The organism is Nocardia pseudovaccinii NBRC 100343 (assembly GCF_001613225.1).
GTDB lineage: Bacteria > Actinomycetota > Actinomycetes > Mycobacteriales > Mycobacteriaceae > Nocardia > Nocardia pseudovaccinii.
Genome location: NZ_BDBY01000380.1, coordinates 1 through 13,718, shown reverse-complemented (window position 1 = coordinate 13,718; position 13,718 = coordinate 1). Strand labels below are relative to the sequence as shown.

Here is a 13,718-nt window from a genome sequence, read left to right as displayed (position 1 = left end):
GACTTGTTCGGCATCCAAGCTCGCGGCGGCTGCTCCTGCGCAGGCCCGTACGGGCATCGGCTCCTGGCCATTGATCCGCAGAATTCGCGCGCCTACCGAGACGAAATCGCCTTGGGTTGCGAGGGCATCAAACCCGGCTGGACGCGGATCAACTTCAACTACTTCATTTCCGACACCGTGCGCGACTATCTGATCGAGGCCGTGGAGTTACTGGCCTCATTCGGCCACCGTCTCCTCACCGACTACATCTTCAGTCCGGACACCGGCCTATGGCGCCACCGTGGGGGGACTCACCAGCCCCCGTTGCGCCTGACAGATCTCTTCTACAACAGTGCTGGCGCTCTGCACTACTCGACGGACGACGAGACCCTCGACGAGGCCGCGCTGGCCGAACACTTACACGAGGCCCGCACTCTGGTCGAGGCCCGCCCCGAGGAGGTCCCCGATGGTCTCACCGGCCTCCCATCGCACTTCGAAGCGCTGCGCTGGTTTCCGCTACCCCCGCAATGCCTGACGCCCAATCCGCAATGAGGTGGCGAGGCCGCCGCTCTTCCGCTGGCCGCGCTCGGACCTTGCGGCGAGATCCCTTGCCGTGACGCACATTCAGCTTCCCGAACCGGCCCAGCTCCCAGCGCACATCGTCCAGATCGAGCATGCCTCGTTGATCCGCGGGCCCACATCGGCGACCAGGCGGGCGACGCTGTGCACCGAGATCTCCTACGTTCGAATGGACTCGAGCGGGGCGCATCGGCGCGTCGGATGGAGGCCAGCGCATCCACTACATTAGGTAGTAGTCAAGCGGCAAACGCGCTGCCTGTTCACCTCCATCGGCAAACCGCGCCGAGATTCACCAGTGAAGCCACGGGCACGATGAGTAGAGCCATGACCACCACAAGGCCGACACTCCGGCCGAGAGGACTGACGTCGATGAGCACTCACGAGCGCACGATCATCCGGGCGGCGATCATCGCCGCCGCTACCGTTACTGCAGCCGCGGGCGCGGGGGTTCTCCTGGCCCCGTCCGCCTCGGCCTCGATGTCCGACACCCCGGACCTGCCGCCCGCGCTGGTCTCCGACTGTGGGGGACCCTATGCCGTCGAACCTCCCTCGCTGACCCTGACCTGCGCCGACGGGAACAACATGATCATCGACATCACCTGGCAGCTGTGGAGTGGCGCCCACGCCCTCGGTTACGGCACCCAGCATCGGAACGACTGCACTCCGAGCTGCGCCGCAGGCCGGTTCATCGACAGCCCGGCAGTGCTCATGCTGGATGACCCCCGCCCGTTCGCTGACGCCCCCGGAAACTACTTCGCCCGTGTGACGGTCTTCGGCGCCCAGGGCGTCCACAGCTACCCCACCGAGTAGTTGATCAGAGCCGCCAGCTCACCGACACCGAAATCCGCAAATTGATCGACGCACTAGGCGACATCCGCGCCGTGCTCACCGCAGGCGACCCCGCCGACAAGCTCCGACTGTATGAGCACTAAATCTGGAAGTGCGCTACAAGCACCAACAGCAACTCGCAGTCGTTGGCGTCACCCCGTGTGTGGTTAGCACTGGTGTCCGGAGGGGGTATCGACCAGTACGCCAACTTGCTGCAACACCGAAAACTGCTGGTCATCGGCAACTAGCGGCGGCGTGACGGTATCGCGATGCCCGGCGCGAACAGCAATTTCCTGGGGAACATTGACGATTGAAGTGGGATTCGCCTACTTGAAGCCGGAGTAGCGTCTCTTTGTCAGCAATTCGTGTCAGTACGCTGCGCGGTGCCGCAGGAACCAAGGGAACGGCGAAGGGACCGATGGTTCGTCTGACGAGGGCACAGCAGCAGGACGCCACCCGCGGATAGGTGTTGGCCGTGGCCAAGCGGCCTTTACGCGCTGCCGACAGCTGTGTCGATCCCTACTGCGCGCCTGACCTGGGCGCGGACGTCTTGCCGCAGTCATTCTCGGAGTGTGTTGGGCGCTTCATCGAGCGGCGGGAGGGAGATCGCGTCGACAAGGGTGATCGGATGCTGCTGTTGGTGTCTTTGGAGAGGAAGTCGCCGCGCCTGTCTGTGGGACTGCTGGATCGGGGGTTTCGAGAAGTCGCTTCGGATGCATGCCGTCGACAGCCCCCATGAACGGCGGGTGGATGCTGTAGCCGAGCATGCGGCGGATGTCCTCGGACACCGTTCGTGCGGTTTCTCGGCTGGTCGACAGCGTGTACGCCTCCTGAGGGCGCAGCCACGGCTCGCAATACTGTGCGGTCACGGCGAGCCGCGCAGCGGTGGTCTGGTTCGCGCCGCCGCCGTGCCAGAGGGTTCCGAGATAGAACACGCATGAGCCCGCGGGCATCCGTGTGCTGACCCGGGCGTCGGATTCGGTCGGCTGCCGTGAATCCCATCGGTGGCTGCCGGGCAGAATCACCGTGCCGCCGTTGCGATCTGTGAACGGGTCTATGGCCCACATCGTCGCGGCGCTCAGCGGCGGGCGGGGCCTGGGTATCGGATAGAAGCCGTCGTCGTGGTGCAGGAGCTGGGCCTGCTCACCGGGGAGGATATTGATCACCTGCAGCTGGGAGAGCAGGTAGTTCGGCAGGAACAGCCGGTCGAGCAGGGCAAGCACACGCGGATGGTCGAGCAGCCGGTCGTAGGCGCGGGTCTTCTCGAGCAGGCTGTACACCCGCTGGGTTTGTTTGCCCTCGAACGTATTTCGTCCGGGTGGGCCGAGCAGAGCCGTGCTCGCCGCGTGTATGCGTTCGCATTCCGCGCGTGCGATCAGGTTCGGTAAAACGACGTACCCGTCGCGGTCGAGGGCGCGCACATCCGCATCGACCACCGCGGGGTCGATCGCCGCTCCCGCGCTGGCCGTGGCCCGGTGGCGGCCGGCCAGGTCGACACGTAGGTCGTCGAGTTCGGTGATGACATCGTTCACGCGGGGCGTGTGTCCCGGGGCCATGACTGACTCCTCGCTGGATAGGTGGCCGGTCACGCCTCGGACGGCGAATCAGCCACCTTGCGAAGCGAGATTCGATAGAGCACAAGGTGTTCCCGGTCGAACTGCCGGATGGAGGCCTCCAGATAACGTTCGAATGCCTCGGTGATGCGGGCGCCGACGAGCCGTTGCGCGTCGGTGCGGTGTGACCGGAGCCTGCGCAACCACTCCGCACAGGTGGTCGAGTAGTCGTGACGATCGTTGACCACCGAACCGATTTCGAAAAGTTTCTCCGCGGCATGGGCGAGTTCGGCCAGTCGCGGTGGATCCGATTCCGGAAATATCTCGTTCGCCAGGAACTGCACATCGTTGAGCGCGTTGTGGTCCAGCGGCCGGTTGCCCTTGCCGATCGTCTGGATGACCAGCCCGCCGCCGGGGCGGAGCATACGAGAGCAGTGCGTGAAGAACTCTCGATAGGCCGCGGTGCGGTCACGCCGGGACAGTCCGAATTTCACGAAGTGTTCGAGTGCGCCGACGCAAAATATGACGTCATAAGCACGGTCCGGACGATGTGTGTTCCAGTGTTCGAGCCGGACATCGATCCGATCTGTGGAATGCGTTCGGACGTAGTCGTATTGGTCTCGGCTGAGAGTGAGGCCGGTGACGTGGGCCTGCCAGTTCCGGTCGGCTACCCGCCGCATCAGGCTGCCCCAGCCGCACCCGATGTCGAGCACGCGCTGCGCGCCGACGATATCGGCTCGCTCGATCAGATAGTCGAGCTTGCGCTGCTGCGCGTGGTCGAGATCGTCGCCCTCGGACCATAATGCGCACGAGTAGGTCAGGCTGCTGTCGAGCCACAGCCGATAGAACTCGGTTCCGATGTCATAGTGATGGCGGACCGCATCCGGTGACGCGCCTTGGTATTCACTGATTTCCGATACCATCATCGAGCCCTGTCGTTCCGAATCCTCCGGTGAAGCCGAGCCGGACAGACCGCTCGGCCTCTGGTGTGGCCCGCAGGCCACGATGACGTCAGAAACCTCCCCGCTAGTGCCGATCAAAATTGCCAATGATCTTCTCGGCGAACGTGTTCCACCGTAGCCAATTGACGCCAGGTCCGGCAAGCATCCAGCGTCGATTTGACATGACATGCACCAGAGCGGATTTCACCACGGCGGCCGGGTGAGGGTGCGGGTGGGTGCATGATCACCGCTAGGAGACGGCGAATGTCGGCGACTGTGACCCGGCCCAGCCCGCACGGGCTTTCGGGCCGGTGACGACGAGGAAGGCGCGGGCTCCTGATCCTGGAAATCAACGAATCCAGGTCGGCCACATCATGATCCAACAGCGCACAACAGACCTAGCAGAACCGGACGACCCTGGCATCGGTACGCCCATTCGTATGAACCGGCGTGGAATGATCGATCGGTGACAACGACCGGAAAGGGCCGTGCCTCGTAAGCCGCCCGCCGGGGTGCGCGCCAGTCTTCCGTTGCGGCCCACCCGCTCTCAGCATGATCGTCATTCGTGACGTCTCGTCTTACGCACTGGGGACTCGAGTGGGCAGGGACGGTCGATGGCCAGGTAAAGCGGCTGCGGCACTGCATTTTTGGCGTCACTTCGTCCGCCACCCATATCGCTGGCTCTGGATGAACCAGCGTGCCGGGTGCACGCTCTTCGAATGCTGCGGATCTCCATGGGAAGCCCGGTGGATCCTCGAAAGTGTTATTACCTCGATGTCACCCCTCAGCTCTCGGGAACTGCAGCGCATCGTTAACCGCCTCGACTCAGCGACGCGGAAAGTCATTGCCCGCAGCAGACCGCGTACCGTGGCACAATGTTCAACCCGATTCACTTGGTATCGGTGAATTCAACCGAGGCTGAAAATTAGCTGACTCAGCACCATGATCACCCGTAAACCTCTTTCGGGTTGGGCCGTCCCCAGTGAATGAGACCACTCGGTATTAGAGTCCTGTTTGGCCTGGTTAAGGCCGAGAAGGGACACTGATCGATATGGCTGGACGCAAGCGGCACTCCGCGGAGGACATCGTGCGGAAGCTGCGGCGGGCCGACGAGCTGACCGCCGCCGGTAAGACCGGCGAGGAGATCGCCGCCGAGATCGGGGTATCGACAGCGACGCTGTACAACTGGCGCCGCCAGTACGGCGGCGTGGACACCGACGCGGCCAAGGAGCTCAAGGAGCTGCGCGACGGCCGCGATTACCAGCGGACGCAGATCGCTACCGTCGAGGTTGCTGCACAGTATCCGCGTGCCTTCCCGGTCGCACCAGTACAGTGCGTCCTGGTCGAAATCGGCGGTGAGCTGTTTGCCATCGGTTGATCGCGGTGGCCAAGGACCGCTCAGCCGCTGCCATGGCACCCCTCGGCTCAGCCCCAGTTCAGAGGCGAAGTGCGAGCGCCGTCGGCTCGATGATCAAAGCGCTGGGCCCTGATTCGCGTGGTGTCATCCGGTGAGATCCGCTGCGCTGCCAAGCGGTGTTCGGCGTCAGCAAGTAAAAGCGGTGTGGTGTGCCCGATCGTAAGCTCTGGCCAGCGCCGCGATCATCAGGCCTGACGGCACCGTGATGCAGGCGAGCCGTCACACCAAAGCGATCTGCGACGCGGTGCCCTCGTTCGCCGGAGTTCACACATCGGCGAACCAACTACACCGAGTGCTCGAGTCCCCGACTCGGATTAGGGAGCGATACCGATGACCGAGCTGCTGGTGCTGAACGTAGCCAGACATGCAGGCGGTGTCTTTGGACGGCACCCGGGTGCGGACCCTGATCGCCGGACTCGATGAGAGGCCCGACGGTATTGTCGTCGACCAATCCCGGGGCCATGTGTACTGGACCAATATGCGCGCCCCCGATCCCGGCAGTGGCCCCCGTCCAGAAGGCCGATTGTAAGCTGCATCCGGCGACTGGCCTGAGTGGGCGCGGTCCGGACTCCGACAGGGCTCCGTGCGCAGCCCGGCTCAGCGCCACGCGGCTGGCGCGGTCAGATGCAGACCGAGCCGATGCAGGTCTTGGTACGGCTGGGCACGGTGATCGGAATCGGGTTACCGGTGGCTTGCCCTGCTGGCAGGGGAGGTGTTGTGCCCCACCGGAAATCGGCGGTGCCGTCGGGAGCGCATTGCCACCAGACGTGATAATTGCCGTCGGGAATGTGCTGATCGGGATAGCGCGGGTCGACGATCGGCCGACTGAGTGTGGATCCTGGATCGACTGTCAGCCCGGCGCCGAAGTCACCGTTCGGATTATCCTGGCGCCCTGGCCCGGTCGGATCGATGTATCCGACGAACCCACATTGGATACGGCCGGACGAGTTGTTGGTAATGGTCGGGCTCACTGTGTAGCCATCGACTTGCACCGCAGCGATGACGTCATTCGGTGCCGCTAGCGCCGTGCCGGTCGACATCGGTAACAGGCCGAGGCAGCCGGAGATCGCAAGCGCAGCAGGGAGAATCCGAAGCTTCATCACGTGTCCTTCACCGATGGCGCCGAAACGGCAATCCGCGAATTGTACTTCTCGAAAGTATATTTGGCTGCCGGACCGTCGCCGATCAGCGGCAGTCGCGCCGACACAGGCAACCCCGCCGTGTCTGTCTCCGACAGACCGGGGCCGCGCCAAACCGGACCGGCGAACGTGCGCGCCGCGAATTCCTGGACGCCGCACAGGAGTGGATCGATTCCTCGGTCACCCTCACTCCGAACAGGCGCTCCACCCTCGCGCCAGCGTGGGCCGCCTACAAGGACGATCTGTGCAAGCGCGGACGGCTCGACGAGACGATCAACAACTACAAACCGATGATGCGCGACACCATGACCCCCAAATACGGACGCCGTGAAATCGGCCTCATCAACACCGCCGTGATCGAAGACATGCTCGCCTATGTGGCCCGCGAACGTGGCGGCAGCGCACTGCGCATCCTGAAGGAGAACATCCTGTCCAGAATGTTCCGATTCTGCATCCGCGTCGGCGCACTCGGACCAGACGTAGAGTGCGGTGGCGAGGGTGTCGATGTCATTGCTCCAACCTTGACCTACGGCACCCTTACCCAGCTTCTCAAATCCGCTGTCGGGCAACCTCATTCGAAACATCCACGGTCGAGGAAACGACAAGGCGAAACCGTCGCTCCAAGAGGTGCGCGGCGCTACCGCGCACCCTCACCCCATGGAATCAATCATCTAGGCAGTGCACTGGCGCTGGCCGTGAGATTCAGCGCAGGATGCGGATCCAACGGCGGGTGTCTGCCGGGTCGATGGCATCGTCGAGTTTCAGCACGGTCGGGGTCAGGGCCTTGCTGTTGGCGTAGGCGAGCTGGACGAGGTTGTCGAAGTCCTGCGGGTGTCTATCGGACTATCCGAATAGCCGGTATACGCCAGTCGGCTACACCATAGCCTCACATTCGCTGTCGCCAAGAAAAAGGACCGACCGTCGTGATCTACGCTCGCTATTTCTTATCGAATTGCCAGCGCTGGTTCGACCCGTCCCAACAATTTCCTTGAATCACGTTCGCACCATGGGCGACGCTGGAGTCCTGCACGTCCAGGCATTGCTCGCTGTTGTAGTTGATCAGGTGGTAGTACAACGGGGCGTCGTTGCCGACCGGCTCCAACTTCCACTGCTGGTTATCGGTGTCCCGGCAGTCGGCCTGAACCACCGGAGCCCCATGGTCCAGCCTGAAGTCGACGACATCGAGGCATTTCTTGGAATGCATCACTTGGACCATGAAATACCCTGCGCGGAACTCCGACTGCACCAGCTTCCAGTTCTGATTCCTTCCGTTCTGGCACCTGGCTTGAAGCACGGGAGCACTGTGGTCGTAGCGGATGTCGGCGACATCGAGACACAGGTGGCTATGTTGTACATGGACTTCGTAATACGTCTCCGGCGCGGGGGCGACAGGTGCGGCTTGGGCAGCAGGTCCCCAAATCACGGTGCTTGCCAGCGCGGCGGTGGCAGCCACACTTACGCGGAATTTGTTCATATTCTCGAGATTCTCCTTGAACGGGCGGCGGGTACTGAAAGGCTTGTTGATCGTCATGCGATAGATCGTGTTCGAAATGCGCGATACCGGAATCGGTACTCCCACGGAGGGCCGGTACTGGTGTTCAGCGCTGCTGCGCGCCCCAGGCGGCCACCTGGGTGCGGTTCGTCAGTGCAAGCTTGGTGAGGATGTGCTGCACATGGCTTTCGGCGGTGGGCTCGCAGATGTGGACGAGCCCACCGATCTGCCGATTGGTGAGCCCCTTCGCGACATGCGCGGCGAACTCGGACTCGCGGCGCGTCAGCGCACCCGGGCGATCACCGCGCAGCGTGGCGGCGAGCTCGTCGGCACGGTGGCGCAGGGGCCGCGATGCCCAGACGCTCGGCCACCGCGGCGACCCGCGCATACGGCGCGGGCCGCACGCCTGGTAGCGCCCGCGAAGCCCTGCGCACCGAACTCGAAGCGCTCCTCGGCGACCGCATCCACCGGTACCTACTGCGCGCCGAGCTCACCGCGATGCTCAACGGCGACATCCGGGCGGCCTCGAAACTGCGCGAACGCATCCAGGCAGCGCGCACGTGAACGGCGAGAACCAGGAGATGTGCGACCTCGAAGCCGAGCGGCAGATCCTCGGCGCAGCGCTCTACGCCGAACACAACACCGAGGTCGCACACATGGTCGCCGACATCCCACCGACGCGTTCTACCCGCCCGCGCATCAGTTGCTGCACGCCACCCTGGTCGACGTGCTGCGCGAGGCAGGACCAGCCGACCCGGCGGTGATCCTCGACAAGGCCTCCAGCAGAGGCGAACTCGGCGCAGCCACCCAGCGGCTGCGCACGCTGACCCTGCAGATGCTCGGCAAGGGCATACCCGGATCGGTCCCGTACTTCGCCGACCGCATCATCACCCTTTGGCACGCCCGCACCGCCGACGCCGAAGGCACCCGGATGATCCAGAAACTGCACGTCCTGCACCGCAACCGGGACCTGTCGTCAACTGGTCCAGTCGTCGCCCGCGCGAGGGCTTGGATCTGGATTTCACCGACCCTGCCGCCTGTTCGTCCAAAAGATCGCCGGACAGATGGTCGTCGACGCCGGTGTGCCGACGGGTTCCGCGCCGGCTTTGTGGAATCCACTCGGCTGCACCACCATTGACGCTGCAGAAACCACGACAGGCCATCTGCGACGACTTACCGAACAGGCCCTGGCGAGCGTGCGCGGCGTGGTCAGCGCGTAGTCGACGCCCCAGACGAGGGCGTGACCGATGTGGTGCGGGTGATGGTCGACTTCGTCGTGGTCGGGTCGATGGGCATCGTGGGTGTCGCGGTCGTGCTCGATGTCTTCGGCGTGCCGACGATGATCGAGCGAGCTTTCCCACGCCACTCGGCGGGGAGGTCACCCTTCGCCGTCTTCGCGACCGTGTAGGTGTCGCCGTGGTAGTCGCGAGCGGCGTAGAGAGTGGCAATCTTGCCGGTACGGTTGAACACCGATATCGCCGCGGCGTCGATGTGCTGGTCGGCGAGGTTGGGGGAACGAGTGGTGAACAGCGACATCTTGCCCGTGCCTTCACTATCGGTGAACAGACATACCCAGTCGGTGGGGCAGCGGTCGTAGCCGGTGCAGCCGCCAGTGGTGTTGCACCACTTGTCTGTCACACTGATGAAGGTCTTTCCGCTGATCTTGGCTGATTTCTGACCTTTGCCGCTCTCCAGGACCACGTCGTGTTCCTCGTCCGGGGCTGCGCCGAGCCGGTCGAGCAGGTAAGTGCACGCGGTACTCAGTGCGATCCCGGTGGCGGCGACAATCAGCCCCGCGGTCACCGTCGCTCCCGCCCGGAGCTTCGTCGCTACGGCCGCCACGACGGGCTCCACCAACTGACAGGTGACATCCTCCGCTATATCGGCCGCTTCGCCCTTGTCGCAGCCAACGGTCCCGAGTCCAACCACGATTGCGAACAACACCACGAACAGCTTTTGCACTTCATCACAATGAACTGTATTCCGCACGTGGGCAAGGGCTTTCATGTCGACCACCCCCGCGACCGGGCGTGGTTTCCGTTTCTGTGCGAAACGAACGAACGTCGCCGACCGCTCCGGCACCGCTATGCGGGCCCGCCCCTCTTTGCGGACCCACTCCCGGCCGGAAGGGACAAACTCGGCTTGTCGGCCATTTTCGGACAGTGTCGCCATGGGCCGCTTCAGAGTTGTGTGGGTGGCGACCCGCGGACAGAAGAACGGTTCCCAGCTCGACGCGCTGGATGCTGCCGATCCGGGGCGACAAGGCATCCGTCGAACTCACGCACCGTCCGGAATGGGACACATGCCTTTTCGAACACCTGCGACGCGGCGACGGGCTCGTTATCGGCCTCATCGTGCTCGAACAAGAGACGGACACTATGCCCCCGGCCGGGCGGGTTCCTGTTCTGCGACGTATCCGTATCGGGTTTCGGTACCGGTACGGACGTGCGCCTGTTCGTCGTGTGTGAACGTCGTTTGTCATGACGCACTTGACCGTTAGCGAGCGACGCCGGCTTACGGCGGTTCGTGCCGGGTGGCTTTTCGACGGTATCGGCGGACAGTTGGTCGCCGATCCGGTGGTGGTATTGGAGGGGGCGAGGATTCGTTCGGTCGAGGCCGGTGTGGTACCGCCGCCGGGCGCGGATGTCGTCGATCTCGGTGGCGCCACGTTGCTGCCCGGGTTGATCGATACGCACGTTCATCTTGCTTTCGACGCCGGCGCTGATCCGGTGGCCTCGTTGCGGGCCCGTGCGGATGAGGAAGTCGTCGCGGCGATGGCGGAGGCGGGGCGCGCGTCGTTGCGGGCGGGCGTGACGACGGTTCGTGATCTCGGTGACCGCGGTTATCTGTCGTTGCGGTTGCGCGGGCGGGCGGGGTTGCCGACCATTGTCGCGGCCGGGCCGCCGATCACGGTGCCGCAGGGGCATTGTCATTTTCTCGGCGGTGGGGCGGAACCCACCCAGTTCGGGGTGCGGCGGGCGGTGCGCGAACATGTCGATCGCGGGGTCGATGTCATCAAGATCATGGCCAGTGGTGGCACGCTGACGCCGGGTACGCATCAGCATCGCGCGCAGTTCGATCGCGAGGTGCTGTGTGCCGCGGTCGACGAGGCGCACCGGCATGGGTTGCCGGTGACCGCGCACGCGCACGGGACGTCCGCGATCGAGGACGCGCTGGTGGCGGGTGTCGACGGGATGGAGCACGTGACCTTTTGGTCGGCAGACGGGGTGGACGTGCGGGAGGACTTGATGTGCGCGATCGCGGAGCGGCGCATAGTGATCGGGGCGACGGTCGGCATGGTTCCGGTGCCCGGTGCCGCGCCGCCCGCGGAGATCGCGTGTCGGCTTCCGGCCGTGCGTGCCAACCTGCGTCGGCTGCACGAACTGGGCGCACCATTCGTCGCCGGCACCGATGCCGGTATCGCGCCGATGAAACCGCACGGCGTGCTCAACACCGCCCCTGCGGCGCTGCGCGAGATAGGTCTCGGACCTGCCGCGGCGCTGCGCGCTGTGACCTCGGTCGCGGCGGGGGTGTGCGGGCTCGGGCATCGCAAGGGCCGCATCACTCCCGGCTTCGACGCGGATCTTGTTGCGGTGCAGGGCGATCCGCTGACCGATCCGTCCGCGCTGCAGAGGGTAGTCGCAGTGTATGCCCACGGTGCGCGGGTGCGGCGCTGATCGTAGTTCACACCTCGGCGCGGGGGTCGCCTTGCAGGCGGTCCAGGCTATATCGTGCCGTCCATGGGCGGTGATTTCATCGGGCGAGCCCGCGAGTTGGGCCTGTTGAACGCTCGTCTCGAGCAGGCGGGGTCCGGTCGCGGCCAGCTGGTGCTGATCACCGGGGAGCCCGGAATCGGCAAGACCCGCCTGGCTCAGGAGGTCGGCGCGCATGCCGATACGATCGGCGTGCCCGTCGCATGGGGACGGGCCACCGATGATGAAGGCAGCCCGCCGTACTGGATCTTCCGCCAGGCTGCCCGCACGCTCAGCAATGCGTTGCCGCCCGCGCTGACCGAAGGCGATGCCGAAAATGTCACGGCCACAGCGCGCTTCGAGGCCTTCGAGACCTTCGCGCAGCAGCTGAGGGAGATCGCCGACCCGCGAGGGCTACTCGTCGTGCTCGACGATCTGCAGTGGGCCGACGCCGCCTCGCTGGCGCTGCTCGTGCACGTGGCCCGTGGTCTGGCCGGATCGCGGCTGATGCTGATGGCGACGTATCGTGACACCGAGATCGGCGGCCGGAAAGCCCTGACCGCGGCACTGGCCGCGCTTGCCCACGAGGCCGGCCAGACCCGCGTCCGGCTGGTCGGCCTGCCACCCGCGGATGTGCGTCGTCAGCTCGAACTCTCCGCAGACCACGACGTCCCGGCCGATGTCGCCGCCGCAGTGAGTCGCCGTACCGGCGGCAACCCGTTCTTCGTCAACGAAATGGCTTCGCTGATCGGTGGCGATGCCCGCACAGTTCCGGATGGCGCGCTCGACACTGTCCGGGGGCGGCTGGATCGGCTCAGCCCGCCCTGTCGTGAATTGATCTGCACCGCAGCCGCACTCGGCGACGAGCTGGACCCGCCAGCGCTCGTCGCGGTGACCGAGCAGCCGGTCGCGGTCGTGCTCAGCGCGCTCGACGAAGCGGGGGTCGCGGGGCTGCTGACGCACGGGACGAACTGGCGCTTCCGGCACGATCTCATTCGCGAAGGAGCCCGGGCGATCTCGCCGACCGCGGCACGAGCGGTGGCGCATGCCCGGATGGCGGCGTGGCTCGCGGGGCGCTCCGATGCCGCCGACCGGGTCGGCGAAATCGCCCATCACTGGCTGGCCGCGCTACCCGTCGTGGAGCCGCGACAGGCCGTCGAGTGGGCCGAACGCGCCGGCGACCGCGCACTCGCGGGCCTGGCCTGGGAGCAAGCCGCGGACTTCTACCGGCGGGCCCTGGAGGTCGACGCGCCGCTGGTCCCGGCCGACCGGGTGCGGTTGCTGTTGCGCCACAGCACCGCCCTCCTGCACAACGGCGACATACAAACCGCCGCAGAACTTTTGGAGCGGTCGGCCGAGGCCGCTCGCGCGGCCGAGGACCCGCACGCGCTCGGCGCGGTCGCGCTGGCGATGGAAGGGCTCTCCGACCCGTGGGACACCTTCAGTGGCGAGCGACTGGCCGCCGAGGCCCTCGACCTATTGCCTGCCGAGGACAGCCCGCTTCGAGTGCGGTTACTGGCCCTGCGGGCGGGAGAAGCTGGGTTCACCGGCGGCGGCGACTGCGATCGGATCTCGGCCGAGGCGCTGGCTATGGCACGCCGACTCGGCGATGCGCAGGTTCTGCGGTCGGCCATGCGATCGCGGCAGATGGCCCGCTCGAGTCCGGACGGAGTGCAGGAAAGACTCGACTTGGCCGAACAGATGCTGACCCTCGGCGAGACCGAGCGCGATGACGACACCATGCTCTGGGGCCGATTGTGGCGCTTCGACGCGATGATGATGCTCGGCCGCTTGGACGAGGCCGAAGCGCAGCTCGCGCCCATGCAGCGGCTCGCCCAACGGCTGCGGCGGCCGCTCGCCCGCTGGCACTATCTGCGCTGCGCCGCGGCCACCGCAATTTCGCGCGGCCGGTTCGACGAGGCCGTCGCGGCCACGCGCGAGGCGCTGAGCTTGGTCGAGGGACGTGCACACGTCTCGCTGGTCGGCACCACGGTCTTCGCGTTGATTGCCATCGACGGACTCATCGACGGCGGCCTCGTCTCCGCCGGGCAGTTCGAGGAAAACGACCGCACCGTACCGGGATTCCTGGTGCCGGCCC

General features: G+C 65.3%; 14 protein-coding genes and 2 pseudogenes. 8 read left to right on the top strand and 8 right to left on the bottom strand.

Translation table 11 applies throughout. From position 1 onward, the window contains the following. Window positions 1–531 (top strand): annotated as a pseudogene (locus NP3_RS49530) (aminotransferase class V-fold PLP-dependent enzyme); the annotation flags it as partial. A gap of 40 nt (window positions 532–571) precedes the next feature. On the opposite strand, the pseudogene NP3_RS50970 reads toward NP3_RS49530, so the two are convergent. Next, window positions 572–705: pseudogene (locus NP3_RS50970) on the bottom strand (site-specific integrase); the annotation flags it as partial. A 222-nt stretch (window positions 706–927) separates the two neighbouring features. On the opposite strand from NP3_RS50970, the gene NP3_RS41275 reads away from it, so the two are divergent. Then, complete coding sequence (locus tag NP3_RS41275; RefSeq protein ID WP_063047137.1) at window positions 928–1,368, top strand: hypothetical protein; 441 nt, start codon at window positions 928–930, stop codon at window positions 1,366–1,368. A 602-nt stretch (window positions 1,369–1,970) separates the two neighbouring features. On the opposite strand, the gene NP3_RS41270 is transcribed toward NP3_RS41275, so the two are convergent. After that, a complete protein-coding gene (locus NP3_RS41270; protein WP_084509612.1) occupies window positions 1,971–2,942 on the bottom strand; it encodes a phytanoyl-CoA dioxygenase family protein in 972 nt (323 codons plus the stop codon). Window positions 2,943–2,971: 29 nt separating this feature from the next. After that, window positions 2,972–3,865 carry a class I SAM-dependent methyltransferase gene (locus NP3_RS41265; protein WP_063825057.1) on the bottom strand — a complete coding sequence of 298 codons (894 nt, stop codon included), beginning with the start codon at window positions 3,863–3,865 and terminating at the stop codon, window positions 2,972–2,974. A gap of 1,066 nt (window positions 3,866–4,931) precedes the next feature. Here NP3_RS41265 and NP3_RS48655 point away from each other — a divergent pair. Further along, entirely contained in the window at window positions 4,932–5,258 is a 327-nt protein-coding gene (locus tag NP3_RS48655; RefSeq protein WP_245721327.1) for a transposase, read from the top strand. A 403-nt stretch (window positions 5,259–5,661) separates the two neighbouring features. Then, window positions 5,662–5,826 (top strand): hypothetical protein, encoded by a 165-nt coding sequence (locus tag NP3_RS49525; protein ID WP_169814672.1) that lies wholly within the window; start codon window positions 5,662–5,664, stop codon window positions 5,824–5,826. 91 nt (window positions 5,827–5,917) lie between these two features. On the opposite strand, the gene NP3_RS41255 is transcribed toward NP3_RS49525, so the two are convergent. The 4 genes from NP3_RS41255 to NP3_RS41240 all read right to left on the bottom strand — a co-directional run bounded on the left by NP3_RS41255 (window position 5,918) and on the right by NP3_RS41240 (window position 8,316). Further along, window positions 5,918–6,397, bottom strand: a complete 480-nt coding sequence (locus NP3_RS41255) for a hypothetical protein (RefSeq protein ID WP_063047136.1) — start codon at window positions 6,395–6,397, stop codon at window positions 5,918–5,920. Then, window positions 6,397–7,011: a hypothetical protein gene (locus tag NP3_RS41250; protein ID WP_063047135.1), complete on the bottom strand. Its 615-nt coding sequence runs from the start codon at window positions 7,009–7,011 to the stop codon at window positions 6,397–6,399. Before NP3_RS41250 ends, NP3_RS41255 begins: the two co-directional genes overlap by 1 nt. A gap of 362 nt (window positions 7,012–7,373) precedes the next feature. After that, a complete protein-coding gene (locus NP3_RS41245; RefSeq protein WP_063047134.1) occupies window positions 7,374–7,967 on the bottom strand; it encodes an RICIN domain-containing protein in 594 nt (197 codons plus the stop codon). Window positions 7,968–8,034: 67 nt separating this feature from the next. Further along, window positions 8,035–8,316, bottom strand: coding sequence for a response regulator transcription factor (locus NP3_RS41240; protein WP_063047133.1), 282 nt, complete (start codon window positions 8,314–8,316; stop codon window positions 8,035–8,037). Between NP3_RS41240 and NP3_RS48650 the strand changes: the two genes are divergently transcribed. Both NP3_RS48650 and NP3_RS41235 read left to right on the top strand, forming a co-directional pair. After that, window positions 8,280–8,492 carry a hypothetical protein gene (locus tag NP3_RS48650; protein WP_157124898.1) on the top strand — a complete coding sequence of 71 codons (213 nt, stop codon included), beginning with the start codon at window positions 8,280–8,282 and terminating at the stop codon, window positions 8,490–8,492. The two genes, NP3_RS41240 and NP3_RS48650, sit on opposite strands and share 37 nt — an antisense overlap. A gap of 163 nt (window positions 8,493–8,655) precedes the next feature. Continuing rightward, window positions 8,656–9,066: a hypothetical protein gene (locus NP3_RS41235; protein ID WP_157124897.1), complete on the top strand. Its 411-nt coding sequence runs from the start codon at window positions 8,656–8,658 to the stop codon at window positions 9,064–9,066. A gap of 71 nt (window positions 9,067–9,137) precedes the next feature. Here the strand turns inward: NP3_RS41235 and NP3_RS41230 are convergent, their stop codons facing one another. After that, window positions 9,138–9,890 (bottom strand): peptidase inhibitor family I36 protein, encoded by a 753-nt coding sequence (locus NP3_RS41230; RefSeq protein WP_218025044.1) that lies wholly within the window; start codon window positions 9,888–9,890, stop codon window positions 9,138–9,140. 518 nt (window positions 9,891–10,408) lie between these two features. On the opposite strand from NP3_RS41230, the gene NP3_RS41220 reads away from it, so the two are divergent. Then, window positions 10,409–11,605, top strand: a complete 1,197-nt coding sequence (locus NP3_RS41220; protein ID WP_063047129.1) for an amidohydrolase family protein — start codon at window positions 10,409–10,411, stop codon at window positions 11,603–11,605. Between the two features lie 63 nt (window positions 11,606–11,668). Further along, a partial coding sequence (locus NP3_RS41215; RefSeq protein WP_157124896.1) for an ATP-binding protein occupies window positions 11,669–13,718 on the top strand: 2,050 nt, incomplete at its 3' end.